Here is a 19,608-nt window from a genome sequence, read left to right as displayed (position 1 = left end):
GATGCACTGCGGCGTGCTCGGGTTTTTCGCGAGCAAGCTCGCTCCTACAGGGGGCGAGGTCGTTATTCCGAGGGGGCGAGGTCGTTATTACGGGCCGACCAGGTCTTCCAGCTCTTGGGCGCGGGTCTGGGTCATGTCCAGCACGCAGCCTGTGCCATTGACCTGATCAATCGTGCCGCCAGTGGCACTGCCGGCGAAGGCGCAATTGGCGTCGCGGTATTTGATCCACAGGCGCTGCACGTCTTGCAGTTGTTGTTTGCGCGCGCCTTCCTGGGCGGCGAGAGCGGTCTTGTAGGCGTGGTTCAGGCGGTCGTCCTGCACCTTGGTTTGCTTGGCATTGCAATTGACCATGTCTGCGGTGGTATTGGCGCTGTCCATGCATGTTTTCAAGGCAGGGTTGTCGGCGGCATAAGCGCTGCCGCACAAGAGCAGGACGCTGGCGGCAATTGTGGTGCGAATCATGAGCGGTTTCCTGGGCAGTGGATGCGCAGTCTATGACTCAAGGGCGGCGTTTGAGTTTCCGCCTTCTCTGATCTTCATGTAAGAACACCCCCCGAATTTTCATCCGCCACCGTCGGGCATGTCCCCCAGCGACAGCGCTTATCCGTGGGCGAAAATTACTTTCATAAAAATTGAAAATGCTCCTCGGGAATGATTTATGAGTTTCACAACCAATTCGACGTGACCCTTTCCGAGGAGTACCGCATGGCCGCATTACCGGGCTTCGGGCTGTTGGCATACGCTGCCATCGCCATCATTGCATTGATCGTGCTGATTGCACGCTACCGACTCAACCCCTTTATCGTGATTACCCTGGTGTCCATCGGCCTGGCGCTGATGGCCGGGATGCCGGCGGACACCATCATGGGTTCGTACGAAGCGGGTGTCGGCAAGACCCTGGGGCATATCGCCCTGGTGGTGGCGCTGGGCACCATGCTCGGCAAGATGATGGCCGAATCCGGTGGCGCCGAGCAGGTCGCGCGCACGCTGATCAACCGCTTCGGTGAACGCAATGCTCACTGGGCGATGGTGTGTATTGCGTTTTTGGTGGGGCTGCCGCTGTTTTTCGAAGTCGGCTTTGTGTTGCTGGTACCGATTGCCTTTACCGTGGCGAGGCGCGTGGGCGTGTCGATCCTGATGGTCGGGCTGCCGATGGTTGCCGGCCTGTCGGTGGTGCATGCGTTGGTGCCGCCGCACCCGGCGGCAATGATGGCGGTGCTGGCTTATAACGCCTCGGTCGGGCAGACGGTGCTGTATGCGATCCTGATTGGCATCCCCACGGCGATCATTGCCGGGCCCGTCTACGCCAAGTTCATCGTGCCGCACATTCATTTGCCAGCGGAAAACCCGCTGGAGCGCCAGTTTATTGAGCGTGAACCGCGTACGCGCCTGCCCAGTTTTGCACTGACCATGGGCACTATCCTGTTGCCGGTGGTGTTGATGATGATCGGCGGCTGGGCCAACGTGATTTCCACGCCGGGCAGCGGTTTCAACCAGTTCCTGTTGTTTATCGGCAACTCGGTGATCGCCCTGTTGGTGGCGACCCTGGTGAGCTTCTGGACCTTGGGCCTGGCCCAGGGCTTTAACCGCGAGTCGATTCTCAAGTTCACCAACGAATGCCTGGCGCCGACCGCCAGCATCACCTTGCTGGTGGGCGCGGGCGGCGGGTTGAACCGCATCCTGGTGGATGCCGGGGTCACCCATGAAATCCTCGGCCTGGCCCATGCGTTCCAGTTGTCGCCGCTGGTGATGGGCTGGCTGTTCGCCGCGTTGATGCGCGTCGCCACCGGCTCGGCCACGGTGGCCATGACCACCGCGTCCGGGGTGGTCGCGCCGGTCGCCTTGGGCCTGGGTTATCCACACCCTGAATTGTTGGTGCTGGCGACCGGTGCGGGCTCGGTGATCTTTTCCCACGTGAACGACGGTGGCTTCTGGCTGATCAAGGAATACTTCAATATGACGGTTATCCAGACCTTCAAGACCTGGACCGTACTGGAGACCCTGATTTCGCTGGTCGCCTTCGGCCTGACCTACGGCCTGTCCCTTGTTTTATGAGCCTGTAACCCGGAGCCCCCATGGACATCCTCTATCAGATCCGCGCCCGCCAGGACGCTTTCAGTGCCGGCGAAGGGCGTATCGCCAAGCTGATGCTCGAGGATGTGGGCTTCGCCGCCTCCGCCAGCCTGGAGGAACTGTCGCAACGGGCCGAGGTGAGTACCGCCACCTTGTCACGCTTTGCCCGCAGCGTGGGCTGCCGTGACTTGCGCGATTTGCGCCTGCAATTGGCCCAGGCCAGTGGTGTGGGCAGCCGCTTCCTCGACCCGGCGGGCAAGCCAGAACAGTCAGCGTTTCATCGCCAGATCCTGGGGGATATCGAGGCGACGTTGCGTCTACATCTGTCGGGTTTCAACCAGCGCAGTTTCGGCGATGCGGTCAAGCTGTTGGGCAAGGCGCGGATGATCCATGCGTTCGGCATGGGCGGGCCGTCGAGCCTGTGCAGCGATGAGTTGCAGGTGCGCCTGGTGCGTCTGGGCTATCCGATTGCCGCCAGTCATGACCCGGTGATGATGCGTGTCACGGCGGCGACCCTGGGGCCCGAACATGCCGTCATTGTCTGCTCGCTCACGGGCCTGACCCCCGAGTTATTGGAAGTGGTGACGCTGGCGCGCAACTACGACGCGCGCATCATTGCCATCACCCTTGCCGATTCGCCCCTGGCGCAATTGGCGGATGTCGTGCTGCCGCTGCAATCGGCGGAAACCAGTTTTATCTACAAGCCCACTGCGGCGCGCTACGGCATGCTGCTGGCTATCGACCTGCTCGCCACTGAACTGGCGCTGGCCCTGCCGGACGACAACCAGGAACGCCTGCGCCGGATCAAACTCGCCCTGGACGATTACCGCGGCGGCCCTGGCAGCCTGCCGCTTGGAGACTGATATGAAGTACGACACGCTGATTCGCCAGGCGCTGATCATCGATGGCAGTAACACCCCCGGGTATATCGCCGATGTGGGTGTGCACGCAGGGCGCATCCGCACGATTGGTGACTTGTCCACAGCCCTGGCCGAGCAGGTCATCGACGCCCATGGCCGAGTGTTGGCGCCGGGCTTTATCGACGTGCACACCCACGATGACACGGTGGTGATCCGCCAGCCTCAGATGCTGCCCAAGCTCAGCCAGGGCGTGACCACGGTGATTGTCGGCAACTGTGGCATCAGCGCCTCGCCGGTCAGTTTGCGCAGCGACCCGCCAGACCCGATGAACTTGCTGGGCACCCGCGAGGCGTTCTCTTATCCACGGTTTGCCGACTACTGCGCCGCGGTGCAACGGGCCGGCCCGGCGGTGAACGTCGCCGCGTTGATCGGCCACACGGCGCTGCGCAGCAACCATATGGACGACCTGCACCGCACTGCCACACCCTATGAAATCGCGGCCATGCGCGTGCAGTTGCAGGAAAGCCTGGAGGCCGGTGCCCTGGGCTTATCCACAGGCCTGGCCTACGCCAGTGCGTTCAGCGCCGAGACCGATGAGGTGCTGCAACTGACCCAAGAGCTGACGGCCTACGGCGCGGTGTACACCACCCATCTGCGCAGCGAGTTCGAACCGGTGCTGGAGGCGATGGATGAGGCGTTCTTGATCGGCCGCGAGGCGAGGGTGCCGGTGATCATTTCCCACCTTAAATGCGCCGGCGCCGGTAATTGGGGGCGCAGTCCACAGCTGTTGGCGGCCTTGGAAGCGGCGGCCAAAGATCATCCGGTGGGCTGTGATTGCTATCCTTATGCAGCCAGCTCCTCGACCCTGGACCTCAAGCAAGTGACCGACGCGTTTCGCATCACTATCACCTGGTCCACACCGCACCCGGACATGGGCGGGCGCGATTTGCAGGACATCGCCGCCGAGTGGGGCGTTTCACTGATGGATGCCGCCCGCCGTTTGCAACCTGCGGGCGCGGTGTACTACGGCATGGATGAGGCAGATGTACGGCGCATTCTTGCGCACCCGTTGTCGATGGTGGGGTCGGATGGGTTGCCTGAAGACCCGTTTCCTCACCCACGTTTATGGGGCGCCTTCCCTCGCGTACTGGGGCATTTCAGTCGGGATGTCGGTTTGTTCCCGCTGCACACGGCGGTGCACAAGATGACCGGCTTGTCGGCGGCGCGCTTTGGGCTGGCCGAGCGTGGTGAGATCCGTGAAGGGCACTGGGCCGACCTGGTGTTATTTGACCCACTGCGGGTGCGGGATGTGGCCGATTTCAAGGCACCCCAGCGCGCCGCTGAAGGGATTGAGGGGGTGTGGGTCAATGGCGTATTGAGCTATCGCGAGGGGCAGGCCAACGGTGAGAGAGCAGGCCGGTTCCTGGCGCGCAACGGGGATTTGCGTGGCGGATTTTCGTCTCTATAGTTGGGGTTCTTTTAGATGGAGCTGTTGCCATGCACTTAGGAAAAGTCACCCCCATCCTGCGGATGTTCGACGAGGCCAAGGCGTTGGAATTCTACGTCGACTTTCTTGGGTTCAAGGTCGATTGGCAGCATCGTTTCGAGGCGAATTTCCCGTTGTACCTGCAAGTGTCGCTGGGGGAGTGTGTGCTGCATTTGTCCGAGCATCATGGCGATGCTTCGCCAGGGGCGGCCGTGCGGATCCTGGCCCAAGGAGTCGATGCGTATCAGCAGCAGTTGCTGGGCAAAGCGTACCGTTATGCCAAGCCTGGGGTTGAAGATGCGCCCTGGGGGACGCGGGAAATGAGCATCCGCGATCCGTTTGGGAATCGGTTGGTGTTTGTTGAGGACAGCGAGGGCTGAGTGGCAAATTGCGGGCAATAAAAAACCGCCTTAGTAGGGCGGTTTTTTTTGCAAACCCAGTTAGTGGCTGGGGTTGCGGCTTCACAGGAGCACTGACGTGGTACCGATACTACTGTTGCTTTAGGGCCTTATGCAACACTCGACGACAAGCGGTTTTCCACCGCAGTACACATCTTTTTTATTAGTTAAATCTGCAAAAAACAGCAACAACTTTTAAGGCGAACTGAGTGGTGTTTGTCACACCTTGGTGCAGAGTGCTGAGCTAGTATCGCTCTCGTTCTGGGTACATCGTGAAGTAGGTTGACTGGGTTAGCGCGCAAATTTTGGACCGACCGCCACGGGCTAGTAATCCGTGCCGGATTCATGCGGGAGGACCATAAACCCAGCCGCCTCACAGGAGCACTGACGTGCATCCAAAGGCTCACATGTTCCGGTAAGTGCGCTGGAGGTAAGGCCCAACTCACGGAGGGCCGAGTATGTCTAAGTTTGCACGACGTACATGGAGCCTCGCAGTGAACTGCCTACGTGCTTATCACGTATGGAAGTTTCTGCGGGACAGCTTCGATGACCGTTAAGGTCTGAAAAGTTGGAGCCGCCTCGGTTCAGGCCGAGGCGGCTTTTTGGTGTTTTACACCCGGAAATGACTGACCATCTGCTGCAACTGGCTGCCCAACCGTGCCAGTTCCACACTCGACTTGGCCGTCTCATCACTGGCAGTCGCGGTCTGCTCGGACACATCACGCACGTTCACGATACTGCGGCTGATCTCTTCCGCAACGGCGCTTTGCTGTTCGGCGGCCGCGGCAATCTGCTGGTTCATCGACTGGATATTCGACACGGTGCGGGTGATGTTTTCCAAGGATACCCCGGCCTTGCGCGTCAGTTCGACGCTGCTGTCCGTCAGGCTGCGGCTGTTGTTCATCACGCTGGCGACTTGTTGGGTGCCGTTCTGCAAGCCTGCCACCAGGCCTTCGATTTCCTCGGTGGATTTCTGTGTACGCTGCGCCAGGCCGCGCACTTCGTCGGCGACCACGGCAAAGCCACGGCCGGCTTCCCCTGCACGCGCAGCTTCAATGGCGGCGTTGAGGGCCAGCAGGTTGGTCTGTTCGGCCACGGCCTTGATCACGTCCATCACGCTGCCGATCTTGTTGCTCTCTTGTTGCAGGTGCGTCATGGCGTCGGTGGAGCGCGCCACTTCGGCCGCCAGGCGTTCGATCTGGGCGATGGCTTCGGCCACCACTTTATCGCCTTCGCGGGCCTGGCCGTCAGCGTCGGAAGCGGCTTGGGAAGCTTGCTCGGCATTACGCGCAACTTCCTGCACAGTGGCAGTCATTTCATGCATCGCGGTGGCGACCTGATCGGTCTCGATCTTCTGGCTGTTCACGCCGGCGCTGGTTTGCTCGGTCACGGCTGACAACTCTTCGGCGGCGCTGGCGATCTGAGTGACACCGTCGCGGATGCCGCTGATCAGCTCGCGCAAGGTGGTGCCCATGCGCTGGATGCCTTGCTGCAACACGCCCAGTTCATCACGACGGGTCACTTGGATATTGTGGCTCAGGTCGCCCGAAGCGATGCGTTCCACCACGGCCAGCGTCTCCTGGATCGGACGGGTGATCTGGCGCGTGATCACCCACGCGGCAATCACGCCGACCAACAGGGCCAGTAAGGTGCTGATCAACTGCAGGCTGCGGGCCTGGGTGCTTTCAGCGTCGCGACGTTCCAGTTGGATGTCGTACAGCTTGTCGCTGATCGTCACGATATCGGCGCCCTGGGTGGTCATTTCGGCACGGGCGGTGACGATATTGGCGTTGGCCGCTTTGTAGCTCTGCACCGCACTGCGATAAGCAACGAGGGCGGTTTCCAGCGAGGACAATGCGCTTTGCTGCCCAGTACCGAAGGCAACGCTGAGGCCTTTCAAACCCGCCACAGCTTTCTCCAGCTGTGTAGCAGCGCGCGCTTCGGTTTCTGCGTTGGGGCTATTGGTATAGCCGCGCACTTCGTAGCGAGCCTGCAGGAATTCGTTCTTGGCCTGGGTCACGGCCACAAACTGCGTGAAGCGTTCCGGGCTGTCGGGTGACTGCTGCACGCTGGTTTCCAGCGCATTGATTTGTGCGTTGGCGATGTCGGCCTTGGCGCCCATGACATCGCGCGCAGCGTTGCCATTGCGATAGGCCTCGCGCATTTTGTTCAGGGACTGGCGGTAAGCGGTAATCACGTCTTTCTGCTCATTGAGCAGCTTGAGGTTTTCCGGGCTCTTGAAGCTGTCCAGCAGCTTCTGTTGTTGGGCGGCGAAGGCATCGAGGCTGGTCTGCACGTTCTGCGCCACGGCCTCGTCGCCATTGGCCAGCATGTATTGCAAGCGCACGATACGCAGCTTGGTCAACGAGGCGTTGAGCTGAGTGATGTCGCTCATCCAATTGCTACGGTCGATCAAGCCGCCCAGGCTGGTCCAGCCCGTGAGCGCCAGGACTGAAGTGAGGACCAACACCAGGCCGAAGCCCAGGCCGAGTTTGAGATTGACACTGATGTTACCGAACCAGCTGTTCATCGAAAGCCCCTTGAAGAGTGATGTCTGTCTGCTGGACGGTGTGTTTTTGTTTGAGCCAGCCAAGATGTGTAGGGCTGTATCGGCGGGAAAGGATGATTCTGAAATACTTTTATTGGTCGTCGACGAAGGGTCGCTGGCGCGCTACGGCAAAGCCGGGGTGGGGCTGATCACGGCCCGCTCATGTGTGCTAGTCTGCGGGCCCTTTTAGTTCTGGGCGGCGCGGGAAACCGTGGCGTCCTACAGCGGAGCCTCTTCATGTCCGAAGTTAATCTGTCCACCGACGAAACCCGCGTCAGCTACGGTATCGGCCGTCAGTTGGGCGACCAACTGCGCGACAACCCGCCACCGGGCGTCAGCCTGGACGCGATCCTGGCCGGCCTGACCGACGCGTTCGCAGGCAAGCCAAGCCGTGTTGACCAAGAGCAAATGGCGGCCAGCTTCAAAGTGATCCGCGAAATCATGCAAGCCGAAGCCGCTGCCAAGGCTGAAGCAGCCGCAGGCGCTGGCCTGGCCTTCCTGGCGGAAAACGCCAAGCGTGATGGCATCACCACCCTGGCTTCCGGCCTGCAATTTGAAGTGCTGACGGCCGGTACCGGCGCCAAGCCGACCCGTGAAGACCAAGTGCGTACTCACTACCACGGCACCCTGATCGACGGCACTGTGTTCGACAGCTCCTACGAGCGCGGCCAGCCTGCAGAATTCCCGGTTGGCGGCGTGATCGCCGGCTGGACCGAAGCCCTGCAACTGATGAATGCCGGCAGCAAATGGCGCCTGTACGTGCCGAGCGAACTGGCTTACGGCGCTCAAGGCGTTGGCAGCATCCCGCCGCACAGCGTTCTGGTATTCGACGTCGAGCTGCTCGACGTTCTGTAAGACCCGCTGGTTACCTGTTGGGACGAACGCGTTCGCCCCAACAGGCATTTGCCAGTTTCTTCATGGATGGAACTTGCCATTCAAGTCGGTCGCCGGGCGCAACGCTCGCGCATAGCAGAACAGAAACAGATTCCTCACCACTTCTTTCAGCACCCCAGGCTCACTGGAACTCAGGCCATTGACGTCCAGATCGCCCTGGTCCTGCAGCTCGTTCAGCGCTTCTTCTTCAAGCACCGCACAGACTTCACCGGTTTCCCGATGCAGGATTCGCAGGTAAGGGTGAGGGCGATCCAGCCAGGCATCTATCAAATAAGTCATGGTCGTTCTCCTTGATGGGTTTCAATGAGAATAATTCTTATTCGTAGAATAGCAAGTGTCTATTGGCAGTTTCTGGTTTTTTCTGTGTGGGTATTGCTTTCGATCAACGCAGAGGGCAAAACGCCACCCCGCGGCGGGCGCGGGATGGAATGCAGCAGGATCAGACTTTGCGCACGAACTCGGACTTGAGCTTCATCGGGCCGATACCGTCGATCTTGCAATCGATGTCGTGGTCGCCGTCGCACAGGCGGATGTTCTTGACCTTGGTGCCGACTTTGACCACCAGGGAAGTGCCCTTGACCTTGAGGTCCTTGATCACGGTGATGGTGTCGCCGTCCTGCAGGACGTTGCCCACAGAGTCTTTCTTCACGGTTTCATCGCCAACCACTTCGGCCTCGCCAGTGGCGGACCATTCATGGGCGCATTCCGGGCAGATCAGCTGGGCGCCGTCTTCGTAGGTGTATTCGGAATTGCATTTGGGGCAGGGAGGCAACGTGCTCACTAAAGCTCCTAGAAAGTCAGGGATGGCTAAAAGTCGCACATTATATAGGGTTTTGTAGCCGGGACGGGATCTTGAATTGGCAATGAATTCAAAATGTGGGAGCGGGCTTGCTCGCGAAGGCGCAGGGTCAGTCAATAATTGTATTTACTGACCCTGCGCCTTCGCGAGCAAGCCCGCTCCCACACAAGCCCACTCACCACTGCGCGAAATCAGTGAGTACGAGCGACCGCAAACTCACTCAGCTCAACCAGGGCATCCCGGTATTCACTGGCCGGCAGCGCTTCCAGGCATGTGATCGCCCGCGCCACGTAGTCACGCGCCAGTTGCGCGGTGTACTCCAGGGAACCCGAGGCTTCCACAGCGGCACGGATGGCTTCCAGGTCTTCGATGCCGCCTTTCTGGATCGCCTTGCGCACCAGGGCAGCCTGTTCCGGCGTGCCTTCGCGCATGGTATAGATCAGCGGCAAGGTCGGCTTGCCCTCGGCCAGGTCGTCACCGACGTTCTTGCCCAGGGTTTCGGCGTCGCCCTTGTAATCGAGCAGGTCATCCACCAGTTGGAACGCCACGCCCAGGTGATCACCGAACGTGCGCAGCGCCTCGGCCTGTTCGGCGGTGGCGCCACACAGCGCGGCGGCACTGTGGGTAGAGGCTTCGAAGAGCATCGCGGTTTTGCCGCGAATCACTTCCATATAGGTTTCTTCGGTGGTGCTGGCGTCGCGGACTTTGGACAACTGCAACACTTCGCCTTCGGCGATGATGCGTGTGGCCTGTGAAAGAATCTTCATCACGGGCATCGAGCCCAGCTCGACCATCATTTCGAACGAACGCGAATACAGGAAGTCGCCCACCAACACGCTGGGCGCATTGCCCCACATGGCGTTTGCGGTCTCGCGACCACGGCGCATGCCGGACATGTCGACCACGTCGTCATGCAGCAGGGTGGCGGTGTGCAGAAATTCGATGGTGGCGGCCAGCAGGCGCAGGTCGTCGCCTTGACGGCCCAGGGCCTTGCCACACAGCAACACTAATAAAGGACGCAGGCGTTTGCCGCCCGCCGACGTAATGTAGTCGCCAATTTTGGAGACCAGCGGCACTTTAGACGTCAGCTGCTGCTTGATGATGCCGTCGACGGCGCTAAAATCGTCCGCGACCGCGCGGTAGAAAGCTTGGGGTTGCATCAGCGACAGTCGCTCCAGAAGGGTTGCGCGGCATGCTAGGACCCTCACCCCCGGGTGTCAAGGCGCGATAGACGGCCCCTTGCAAGCCTCCCATAGCTTGCGTACAATCGCGCACCCTGAACTTCCTGGGCAGCACCTGCCTTACGCAATTGCATTCGGGACGTCCATCCCATGCAGCCATGCCAGCCAATACCTCTTCTTATAAAGCGCTGGGTGAGCAGGATTATCGGAGAAATACCATGTCGTACGCAGTAATTGTTACTGGTGGCAAGCAATACAAAGTCGCCCCAGGTGAATACCTGAAGATCGAGAAACTGGAAGTCGCTACTGGCGAATCCGTTACTTTTGATCGCGTTCTGTTGGTCGCCAATGGCGATGACGTGAACATCGGCGCTCCAGTTGTTGCTGGCGCTACCGTTGTGGCTGAAGTGATCTCCCAAGGTCGTCACGATAAAGTCCGCATCATCAAGTTCCGTCGTCGTAAGCACCACATGAAGCGTATGGGCCACCGCCAGTGGTACACCGAGATCAAAATCACCGGTATTCAGGCTTAATTTCAGCCTAATTCCTCACTAGGAGAATTGACTCATGGCACACAAAAAAGCTGGTGGTAGTACCCGTAACGGTCGCGACTCAGAAGCCAAACGCCTTGGCGTGAAGATGTATGGCGGCCAGAAAATCATTCCGGGCAACATCATCGTGCGTCAGCGCGGCACCCAATTCCACGCCGGTTACGGTGTTGGCATGGGTAAAGATCACACCCTCTTCGCTAAAATCGAAGGCGTGATCAAGTTCGAAGTAAAGGGCGCGTTCAACCGCCGTTACGTGAGCGTTGTCGCAGCTTAATTGCGAGATCGCTGGAAAAGCCCTGTCTTGCGACGGGGCTTTTTCGTTTGTGGAGTGAGTCTCTTGCAAAGCTGTCTGTGATGAGCTCAGGCGCTGGTTTGCGGTCGCTGATTGAGGTCGCTGCGCTCATTTTTGCAAGAGTCTTATGTCTTGGTTTCTTAAGCTCGTCCATGCGGCGAGAGGCGTTTTGTTATGAAGTTCGTTGATGAAGTTTCCATCCGAGTAAAAGCAGGCGACGGCGGTAACGGTTGCATGAGTTTCCGTCGCGAAAAATTCATCGAAAACGGTGGCCCGAACGGCGGTGACGGCGGTGACGGCGGTTCCATCTACATGATGGCCGACGAGAACCTCAACACCCTGGTCGACTACCGTTACACCCGGCACTTCGATGCCGAGCGTGGCTCCAACGGCGGCAGCACCGACTGCACCGGTAAAAAAGGTGAAGACCTGGTACTGCGCGTACCGGTCGGCACCACGATCATCGACTCCGCGACCCAGGAAGTGATTGGCGACCTGACCAAGGCCGGCCAGAAACTGATGGTTGTGCAGGGCGGCTGGCACGGTCTGGGTAACACCCGATTCAAGTCCAGTACCAACCGCGCACCGCGCCAGACCACGCCGGGCAAGCCAGGCGAGCAGCGTGACCTCAAGCTGGAAATGAAAGTACTGGCGGACGTGGGCCTGCTGGGCCTGCCGAACGCGGGCAAAAGTACCTTCATCCGCTCGGTATCGGCCGCCAAACCGAAAGTCGCCGACTACCCGTTCACGACCCTGGTGCCAAACCTGGGCGTGGTCAGCGTAGACCGCTGGAAAAGCTTCGTGGTTGCCGACATTCCTGGCTTGATCGAAGGCGCTTCCGACGGCGCAGGCCTGGGTATCCGCTTCCTCAAGCACTTGTCCCGCACCCGTTTGCTGCTGCACCTCGTCGACATGGCACCGCTGGATGACACCAGTGCCGCCGATGCCGCCGAAGTCATCGTCAGCGAGCTGACCAAGTTCAGCCCGGCCCTGGCCGAGCGCGATCGCTGGTTGGTACTGAACAAGTGCGACCAGATCCTGGAAGAAGAGCACGAAGAGCGCGTCAAGGAGATCGTTGATCGCCTGGAGTGGGAAGGTCCGGTCTACGTCATCTCGGCCATCGCCAAAGAAGGCACCGAGCGCCTGACCCGCGACATCATGCGTTACCTGGAAGACCGTGCCGACCGCCTGGCGGCCGACCCGGTGTACAAGGCCGAACTCGCCGAGCTCGACCAGCAGATCGAAGACGAAGCCCGTGCCCAGTTGCAGGCTCTGGACGACCAGCGTGCCCTGCGCCGCAGCGGCGTGAAGTCGGTCCACGACATCGGTGACGATGATTGGGACGAAGAAGACGTGGATGATGAAGACGGTCCGGAAATCATTTACGTGCGTGACTGATCCGTTGCGATAAACTTGAACGCCGCTCCCTGGAGCGGCGTTTTGGTATCCGGGTATAACGTTATGGGCAGCGCTGGGTCGCGCGGCCCTCACTCTAAGGTTGAAGATGATGCGGAGCAAAGTGACAGGTGCGCAGCGCTGGGTCGTGAAAATCGGCAGTGCGCTGTTGACGGCGGATGGCAAAGGTCTGGATCGCGCAGCCATGAGCGTCTGGGTCGAGCAGATGGTGGCCTTGCATGAAGCAGGCGTTGAGTTGGTGCTGGTGTCGTCCGGAGCGGTTGCCGCCGGGATGAGCCGCCTCGGCTGGACCGCGCGACCCAGCGCGATGCACGAACTGCAAGCCGCCGCCGCCATCGGCCAGATGGGCCTGGTGCAAGCCTGGGAATCCAGCTTTGCCGAGCACGGCCGCCACACGGCGCAGGTGCTGCTGACCCACGACGACCTGTCCGACCGCAAGCGCTACCTCAACGCCCGCAGCACCTTGCGCGCGCTGGTGGAGCTCAAGGTCATCCCGGTCATCAACGAGAACGACACCGTGGTCACCGACGAAATCCGCTTCGGTGACAACGACACCCTGGCCGCCCTGGTGGCCAATCTGGTAGAGGCCGACCTGCTGGTGATCCTCACCGACCGCGATGGCATGTTCGACGCCGACCCGCGCAACAACCCCGATGCCCAGCTTATCTACGAAGCCCGCGCCGATGACCCGGCGCTGGATGCGGTCGCCGGCAGTGTCGGCGGTGCCCTGGGTCGCGGTGGCATGCAGACCAAGCTGCGCGCTGCGCGCCTGGCCGCGCGTTCGGGGGCCCACACCATCATCGTCGGCGGGCGCCTGGAGCGCGTGCTCGATCGCCTCAAGGCCGGTGAGCGCATCGGTACGTTGCTGTCGCCGGAGCGCGGCATGCTGGCGGCGCGCAAGCAATGGCTGGCCGGTCATCTGCAAACCCGTGGCACCCTGGTGCTGGACGCGGGCGCAGTGGCGGCGTTGTCCCAGGGCAACAAGAGCCTGCTGCCGGTGGGTGTGAAGTTGGTGCAGGGCAGCTTCCGTCGTGGCGAAATGGTGGTGTGCGTCGCACCAGACGGTCGCGAGATTGCGCGCGGCCTGGCCAACTACAGCGCCCTGGAAGCACAAAAGATTATTGGACAACCCTCCGACGCCATTGTCGGACTCTTGGGTTATATGGCAGAACCGGAACTGGTTCACCGCGACAACCTGATCCTGGTCTAACCATAGGAAATACACGATGCGCGTGATGAAGGGATTGCTCGGCCTGCTGTTGGCCATGCCGCTGCTGGCCTCGGCCGAAGAGGTCGGCCAGGTGTCGACGGTGTTCAAGTTCGTCGGCCCCAACGATCGGATTGTGGTCGAAGCGTTTGACGACCCCAAGGTCGATGGCGTGACGTGCTACCTGTCCCGCGCCAAGACCGGCGGCGTAAAGGGCGGCCTGGGCCTGGCCGAAGACCGTGCCGAAGCCTCGATCGCCTGCCGCCAGGTGGGCCCGATCCACTTCAAGGGTGAGCTCAAGGACGGCGACGAAGTGTTCAAGGAGCGCACCTCCCTGGTGTTCAAGACCATGCAGGTCGTGCGTTTCCTCGACAAGAAGCGCAACACCCTGGTGTATCTGGTCTACAGCGACCGCCTGATCGAAGGCAGCCCGCAGAATGCGGTGACGGCGATTCCTATTCTGCCCTGGCCGACCGCTCAGTAACCTGCAGGCGAGTTTCGTCACTGGCGTCTATGATTGCAGCTTTGCCGGTTGTAAGCTCCGAAGGGCTGCAATGCAAAGAACATGGGATATCTGGAGTTCGTCATGAGTGCTTTCCACGATCTGAAACTCAAAGCCTTGGACGGACGAGCGCTACCGCTGGCGCCTTTCAAGGGCCAAGTCGTGCTGGTGGTCAATGTGGCGTCCAAATGTGGTTTGACCCCGCAATACGCGGCGTTGGAGAACCTCTACGAGCAGTACAAGGACCAAGGGTTTACCGTGCTTGGCCTGCCCTGCAACCAGTTTGCCGGTCAGGAACCGGGCAGCGAGGAAGAAATCAGCGAGTTCTGTAGCCTGAACTACGGCGTGACTTTTCCACTGGGCAGCAAGATCGAGGTCAACGGCCCTGATCGGCACCAGTTGTACCGCTTGCTGGCGGGCGAGGGCGCTGAATTCCCCGGGGATATCACCTGGAACTTCGAGAAATTCCTGTTAGGTAAAGATGGCCGCGTACTTGCGCGCTTCTCACCCCGTACGTCCCCTGACGATCCCTCCATCATCCAGGCGATCGAAAAAGCCCTGAGCTGACTCCAATCTACTGTAGGAGCGAGCTTGCTCGCGAAAAACGCCAACGATAACGCGTCCTTCCTTAAGTACGTGGCGTCCTCGGGTGCTTCGCGAGCAAGCTCGCTCCTACAGGTATTCGGGTGCTTCTGTACCTTAATCATTTAGATCAATAGTGCTATGAGTGGCGCTGTGGTCTGCATATTATCCACGTCATAAATTTCTTTGCCGTGGAGCGTTCCATGCCCGTCCAAGCCTTGTTCAAACCCTTCCAGCTCGGTGCATTGCAACTGTCGACCCGCGTGGTCATGGCGCCCATGACCCGTTCGTTCTCCCCAGGTGGCGTACCCAACTCCAACGTCATCAAGTACTACCGCCGCCGTGCCGCTGCCGGTGTGGGCTTGATCATCACTGAAGGCACCGTGGTCGATCACCCAGCCTCCAACGGCTACCCCAACGTGCCGCATTTCTACGGCGAAGCCGCGTTGGCCGGCTGGAAGAAAGTGGTCGATGCGGTCCACGCCGAAGGCGCAAAGATTGTCCCGCAGCTGTGGCATGTGGGCAGTGTGCGCCGTATCGGCACCGAGCCTGACGCCAGCGTGCCGGCTTATGGCCCGATGGAAAAGCTCAAGGACGGCAATGTCGTTGTGCACGGCATGACCAAGCAAGACATCAAGGACGTGATCAACGCCTTCGCCCAGGCCGCCAAGGATGCCCAGGCGATCGGCATGGACGGCGTGGAAATCCACGGTGCCCACGGCTACCTCGTCGACCAGTTTTTCTGGGAAGGCAGCAACCAGCGCACCGACGAATACGGTGGCAGCATGGCCAACCGTTCGCGCTTTGCCATTGAACTGATCCAGGCGACCCGCGCCGCTGTCGGCCCGGACTTTCCGATCATCTTGCGTTTCTCCCAGTGGAAGCAGCAGGACTACACCGCGCGCCTGGTACAAACCCCTGAAGCGTTGGGTGAGTTCCTCAAGCCACTGGCTGACGCTGGCGTGGATATTTTTCACTGCTCCACTCGCCGTTTCTGGGAGCCGGAATTTGAAGGCTCCGACCTCAACCTGGCCGGCTGGACGCGTCAGCTTACCGGTAAGCCAACCATCACCGTGGGCAGCGTGGGCCTGGATGGCGAGTTCCTGCAGTTCATGGTCAACACCGACAAGGTCGCCCAGCCTGCCAGCCTGGAGAAACTGCTGGAGCGCCTGAACAACGATGAGTTCGACCTCGTAGCCGTGGGCCGTGCGTTGCTGGTGGACCCGGATTGGGCCGTGAAGGTGCGCGAAGGGCGTGAGGGCGACATCTTGCCCTTCAGTCGTGAGGCGTTGATGACCCTGGTGTGAGCGGTGAGAGGGCAGGCACTCGCTGACTGTCCTCGCATACCCCACGCAACTGGCGCTCGAATTGCTCGATAATCGCCGGCCAGCCCTGACGGCTGGCATGTTGTCGGGCATTCAAGCGCGCTCTGCGTAGCGTTTCGCGCTCCTCCAGCAGCCAGATGGCCGCATCGCAAAACGCGTTTTCATCCCCAGGCATTGCCAGTGCGCCGCTATAGCCATGACGCAGATGCTGGCTTGCGGCTGCTTGATCATAAGCCACCACGCCCAGGCCTGAAGCCATCGCTTCAAGTACCACATTGCCGAACGTTTCGGTCAGGCTTGGGAACAGGAACAAATCCCCTGAGGCGTAATGCTTTGCCAACTCCTCGCCGCGTTGAGCTCCGCAGAACACCGCATCGGGCAAGTCACGTTCCAATGACGAACGTTGGGGGCCATCACCGACGATAATCAGCTTCATGCGCCGCCTTGGGTAGGTAGCTTGCAATGCCTCAAAGCAGCGCTTGAGCAGCCCCAGGTTCTTCTCCTGGGCCAGGCGTCCCACATGCAGGACGGCAATATCGTCGTTCGCCAAGCCCCAATCATCACGCAAGGCATTATTGCGTTTGGCTGGATGGAACAGATGGCTGTCCACCCCCCGCGACAACATGCCCAGACGCTCGAAATGTCGACGCTCCAACTCCAGGCGCTGACTGGCGCTTGGCACCAGGGTCAGGCTCGAGCGGTTATGAAACCAGCGCAGGTAATGGGTGACCACGCGGCTCAACAGGCTCAAGCCATACTGGTTCGAATACTGCTGGAAATTGGTATGAAAGCCGCTGACCACGCTGATGCCCAGGCGCCGCGCGGCGCGCAACGCCGAAAGCCCCAGCGGCCCTTCGGTGGCGATATACAGCACATCGGGGCGCTGGCGCGTCCAGCGGCGCAGTAACTTGCGCATTGACGATTGGCCCCATTGCAGGCCTGGATAGCCGGGCAGTGGCCAGCCGCGGCACAGCAGCAGTTCATCGTCGCTGGGGCGGCTTTGGTCGGCACTCTGGCGTGGGCGTACCAGCTCGACCTGATGGCCGCGTGAGCGCAAACCTTCGCACAGGCGGCCAAGGGTATTGGCCACCCCGTTGATCTCCGGCGGGAAGGTTTCGGTAATGAGGGTGATGTGAAGCGAGGCTGTCGTCATGACCCACAGTGTCGGCGTGGGCCATGTCGCCATTGTGTCAGTGCGATGATGGATTTATGACTTGGCCACCGCTTGCTGCGCCATCGTTTCGGCGCCTTGTTCACGCACCCAGAACAACGTCGCGCCGGCCACCGCCGCTGGCATCATTAACAGGTTGACCACCGGCACCAGCAGCACCAGGTAAACAATGCCGCCAAAGCTCATGCTCTGCCAGCGCTTCTGGCGCAGCCACGCGAGCATCTCGTTCCAGCCCAGCTTGTGGTTATCGGCCGGGTAGTCGATGTACTGGATCGCCATCATCCACACGCCAAACAGCAGCCACAGCGGCGCCGCGATCAGGTTGACCACCGGGATGAACGACAGGATAAACAGGCCGATGGCACGTGGCAGGAAGTAACCCAGCTTGCGCATCTCCCGCGCCAGGGTGCGTGGGACCATGGCGGCCAGTTCAGCCCAACTGAACGGCGGGAAGTCATCGGTGCCACGTACCACGACCTCAACCTTCTCGGCGAGAAACCCGTTGAACGGCGCGGCGATGATATTGGCGAGCATGGTGAAGGTGAAAAACACCATCAGCACCACCAGCACCACAAACAGCGGCCACAACAGGTAATTCAAAAAGCCTAGCCAGTGGGGCAGCGTTGGCATCAAGCTATCGACCCACAGGCTGAACTGATGGCCGGCGAAATAGATCAACCCGACGAACAACACCAGGTTGATCGCCAACGGCAGCAACACGAACAGGCGCAGGCCAGGGCTCAACACCAGTTTGAGGCCTTCACGCAGGTATTGCGGGCCGGAAAGAGCAGGGGCGGGCATGGAGTACTCCGAGCAAAATGGCGAACGCGCCGACCTTACCGGCTTTGCTCCTGATGTGAAAGCGTGGGCAGGTAGGCGACATCCAGGGTTACAAAGGGGTCGATTAACTTGAATGCGCGCATAGAGAACACCTATGAGCTGGATTGTTAATGCGTATTTCCTTAATCTTGCCCCCCTCGATACGCTGCACCCATTATTTTTCAGGACCTGGCGAGTTAAAGCCTTCCCCAAGTGCTTCGCCGTCCTTTTTTATTCCCGCTGCCCTGTGGTCTGGGCGGTCGGTAGGAGTGAGTCATGTCAGATACCCGTCATTCCCGAGTGATTATTCTCGGTTCCGGCCCTGCCGGTTACAGCGCCGCTGTCTACGCTGCCCGGGCCAATCTAAAGCCGCTGCTGATCACCGGCATGCAGGCGGGCGGTCAGTTGACCACCACTACTGAAGTCGACAACTGGCCGGGCGATGTGCACGGCTTGACCGGCCCGGTGCTGATGGAGCGTATGAAAGAGCACGCCGAGCGCTTTGAAACCGAGATCGTCTTCGACCATATCAACAAGGTCGACTTCTCGAAAAAGCCTTACAGCCTGACCGGTGACAGCGGTGTGTACACCTGCGACGCGCTGATCATCGCCACCGGCGCCAGTGCTCGATACCTGGGCCTGCCGTCGGAAGAAGCGTTCATGGGCAAGGGCGTTTCGGCCTGCGCCACCTGCGATGGTTTCTTCTACCGCAACAAGCCGGTTGCCGTGGTCGGCGGTGGCAACACTGCCGTGGAAGAGGCGCTGTACCTGGCCAACATCGCCAGCACCGTGACCCTGGTTCACCGCCGCGAGACCTTCCGCGCCGAGAAAATCCTGATCGACAAGCTGCACGCCCGTGTCGCTGAAGGCAAGATCATCCTCAAGCTCAACGCCACCCTGGATGAAGTCCTGGGCGACAACATGGGCGTGACCGGTGCGCGCCTGAAAAACAACGACGGCAGCTTCGACGAGCTGAAAGTCGACGGTGTGTTCATCGCCATCGGCCACACCCCGAACACCTCGCTGTTCGAAGGCGTGCTGGAAGCCAAGGACGGGTACCTGGTGGTGCAGGGTGGCCGTGAAGGCAATGCGACTGCGACCAACATCGAAGGTATCTTCGCTGCCGGCGACGTGGCAGACCACGTCTACCGCCAGGCCATCACCTCGGCCGGCGCTGGTTGCATGGCGGCCCTGGATGCCGAGCGTTACCTCGACGGTTTGAAGGACGCTTCGTTCTAAACCCGTTGACTCAAAAAAGCCGGCTGCGAAGCCGGCTTTTTTATGTCTGCGATCCAGCCCACACAGTAAAACAAATGTGGGAGCTGGCTTGCCTGCGAAGGCGGCCTAACAGCCGACGCCAATCTACCTGACACCTCGCAATCAAACTGTGGGAGCGGGCTTGCTCGCGAAGGCGGCCTAAACAGTCAACACAGTTGGACCGTGTACATATCCATTCCTGCGGTAACGGCCACTTAGGGTTCCGCCCTGACGGCGGCTCACTTTT

General features: G+C 60.3%; 19 protein-coding genes and 2 pseudogenes. 13 read left to right on the top strand and 8 right to left on the bottom strand.

Annotated elements, in window-relative coordinates:
- Positions 1 to 87: 87 nt before the first annotated feature.
- Positions 88 to 462 carry a lysozyme inhibitor LprI family protein gene (locus A7K61_RS14030; RefSeq protein WP_069557792.1) on the bottom strand — a complete coding sequence of 125 codons (375 nt, stop codon included), beginning with the start codon at positions 460 to 462 and terminating at the stop codon, positions 88 to 90.
- A 189-nt stretch (positions 463 to 651) separates the two neighbouring features.
- On the opposite strand from A7K61_RS14030, the gene A7K61_RS14025 reads away from it, so the two are divergent.
- Genes A7K61_RS14025 through A7K61_RS14010 form a run of 4 tightly spaced genes read left to right on the top strand, consistent with a single transcriptional unit; the run spans position 652 to position 4,799 of the window.
- Entirely contained in the window at positions 652 to 2,055 is a 1,404-nt protein-coding gene (locus A7K61_RS14025; protein WP_032895331.1) for a gluconate:H+ symporter, read from the top strand.
- Positions 2,056 to 2,075: 20 nt separating this feature from the next.
- Positions 2,076 to 2,936: a MurR/RpiR family transcriptional regulator gene (locus tag A7K61_RS14020; RefSeq protein ID WP_044274366.1), complete on the top strand. Its 861-nt coding sequence runs from the start codon at positions 2,076 to 2,078 to the stop codon at positions 2,934 to 2,936.
- Position 2,937: 1 nt separating this feature from the next.
- Positions 2,938 to 4,401: an amidohydrolase family protein gene (locus tag A7K61_RS14015; protein WP_069557791.1), complete on the top strand. Its 1,464-nt coding sequence runs from the start codon at positions 2,938 to 2,940 to the stop codon at positions 4,399 to 4,401.
- A gap of 29 nt (positions 4,402 to 4,430) precedes the next feature.
- Positions 4,431 to 4,799: a glyoxalase superfamily protein gene (locus tag A7K61_RS14010; protein WP_044274363.1), complete on the top strand. Its 369-nt coding sequence runs from the start codon at positions 4,431 to 4,433 to the stop codon at positions 4,797 to 4,799.
- A gap of 628 nt (positions 4,800 to 5,427) precedes the next feature.
- On the opposite strand, the pseudogene A7K61_RS34230 reads toward A7K61_RS14010, so the two are convergent.
- Together A7K61_RS34230 and A7K61_RS34225 are read right to left on the bottom strand one after the other, a co-directional pair.
- Positions 5,428 to 6,024 (bottom strand): annotated as a pseudogene (locus A7K61_RS34230) (methyl-accepting chemotaxis protein); the annotation flags it as partial.
- A gap of 306 nt (positions 6,025 to 6,330) precedes the next feature.
- Positions 6,331 to 7,347: pseudogene (locus A7K61_RS34225) on the bottom strand (methyl-accepting chemotaxis protein); the annotation flags it as partial.
- Between the two features lie 255 nt (positions 7,348 to 7,602).
- Here A7K61_RS34225 and A7K61_RS13995 point away from each other — a divergent pair.
- Complete coding sequence (locus A7K61_RS13995; protein ID WP_003194089.1) at positions 7,603 to 8,220, top strand: FKBP-type peptidyl-prolyl cis-trans isomerase; 618 nt, start codon at positions 7,603 to 7,605, stop codon at positions 8,218 to 8,220.
- 60 nt (positions 8,221 to 8,280) lie between these two features.
- Here A7K61_RS13995 and A7K61_RS13990 read toward each other — a convergent pair whose 3' ends face one another.
- The 3 genes from A7K61_RS13990 to A7K61_RS13980 form a co-directional block, all read right to left on the bottom strand.
- Positions 8,281 to 8,538, bottom strand: coding sequence for a hypothetical protein (locus A7K61_RS13990; RefSeq protein WP_005791321.1), 258 nt, complete (start codon positions 8,536 to 8,538; stop codon positions 8,281 to 8,283).
- A gap of 160 nt (positions 8,539 to 8,698) precedes the next feature.
- The gene (locus A7K61_RS13985) at positions 8,699 to 9,040 is read right to left on the bottom strand and encodes a zinc ribbon domain-containing protein YjdM (RefSeq protein WP_003194087.1); all 342 of its coding nucleotides are present in this window, start codon (positions 9,038 to 9,040) and stop codon (positions 8,699 to 8,701) included.
- A gap of 209 nt (positions 9,041 to 9,249) precedes the next feature.
- On the bottom strand, positions 9,250 to 10,218 hold the full coding sequence (locus A7K61_RS13980) for a polyprenyl synthetase family protein (protein WP_003194086.1): 969 nt from the start codon (positions 10,216 to 10,218) through the stop codon (positions 9,250 to 9,252).
- Between the two features lie 239 nt (positions 10,219 to 10,457).
- Here A7K61_RS13980 and rplU point away from each other — a divergent pair, with 239 nt between their 5' ends.
- The 7 genes from rplU (at position 10,458) to A7K61_RS13945 (ending at position 16,096) form a co-directional block, all read left to right on the top strand.
- The gene (rplU, locus tag A7K61_RS13975; protein WP_007950961.1) at positions 10,458 to 10,772 is read left to right on the top strand and encodes a 50S ribosomal protein L21; all 315 of its coding nucleotides are present in this window, start codon (positions 10,458 to 10,460) and stop codon (positions 10,770 to 10,772) included.
- 34 nt (positions 10,773 to 10,806) lie between these two features.
- Entirely contained in the window at positions 10,807 to 11,064 is a 258-nt protein-coding gene (gene rpmA, locus A7K61_RS13970; protein ID WP_003176049.1) for a 50S ribosomal protein L27, read from the top strand.
- A 192-nt stretch (positions 11,065 to 11,256) separates the two neighbouring features.
- Positions 11,257 to 12,480 (top strand): Obg family GTPase CgtA, encoded by a 1,224-nt coding sequence (cgtA, locus tag A7K61_RS13965; RefSeq protein ID WP_003194084.1) that lies wholly within the window; start codon positions 11,257 to 11,259, stop codon positions 12,478 to 12,480.
- Between the two features lie 109 nt (positions 12,481 to 12,589).
- Entirely contained in the window at positions 12,590 to 13,708 is a 1,119-nt protein-coding gene (proB, locus tag A7K61_RS13960; protein WP_003194083.1) for a glutamate 5-kinase, read from the top strand.
- Between the two features lie 16 nt (positions 13,709 to 13,724).
- Positions 13,725 to 14,189, top strand: coding sequence for a CreA family protein (locus A7K61_RS13955; RefSeq protein WP_003194082.1), 465 nt, complete (start codon positions 13,725 to 13,727; stop codon positions 14,187 to 14,189).
- Between the two features lie 102 nt (positions 14,190 to 14,291).
- The gene (locus A7K61_RS13950) at positions 14,292 to 14,774 is read left to right on the top strand and encodes a glutathione peroxidase (RefSeq protein WP_044274351.1); all 483 of its coding nucleotides are present in this window, start codon (positions 14,292 to 14,294) and stop codon (positions 14,772 to 14,774) included.
- 218 nt (positions 14,775 to 14,992) lie between these two features.
- Positions 14,993 to 16,096, top strand: a complete 1,104-nt coding sequence (locus A7K61_RS13945; protein WP_069557790.1) for an NADH:flavin oxidoreductase — start codon at positions 14,993 to 14,995, stop codon at positions 16,094 to 16,096.
- Here A7K61_RS13945 and A7K61_RS13940 read toward each other — a convergent pair.
- Positions 16,065 to 17,267, bottom strand: a complete 1,203-nt coding sequence (locus A7K61_RS13940) for a glycosyltransferase family 1 protein (protein WP_069557789.1) — start codon at positions 17,265 to 17,267, stop codon at positions 16,065 to 16,067. The two genes, A7K61_RS13945 and A7K61_RS13940, sit on opposite strands and share 32 nt — an antisense overlap.
- Positions 17,268 to 17,321: 54 nt before the next feature.
- Complete coding sequence (gene cysZ / locus A7K61_RS13935; RefSeq protein WP_044274345.1) at positions 17,322 to 18,086, bottom strand: sulfate transporter CysZ; 765 nt, start codon at positions 18,084 to 18,086, stop codon at positions 17,322 to 17,324.
- 294 nt (positions 18,087 to 18,380) lie between these two features.
- Here cysZ and trxB point away from each other — a divergent pair, with 294 nt between their 5' ends.
- Positions 18,381 to 19,343 carry a thioredoxin-disulfide reductase gene (gene trxB, locus A7K61_RS13930; RefSeq protein ID WP_003194076.1) on the top strand — a complete coding sequence of 321 codons (963 nt, stop codon included), beginning with the start codon at positions 18,381 to 18,383 and terminating at the stop codon, positions 19,341 to 19,343.
- Positions 19,344 to 19,608 lie beyond the last annotated feature (265 nt).

The organism is Pseudomonas sp. AP42 (genome assembly GCF_001728935.1).
Taxonomy (GTDB): Bacteria; Pseudomonadota; Gammaproteobacteria; order Pseudomonadales; family Pseudomonadaceae; genus Aquipseudomonas; species Aquipseudomonas lactis.
Note: the sequence above shows the minus strand (reverse complement) of the source record. Positions and strands in the feature narration are given on the sequence as shown.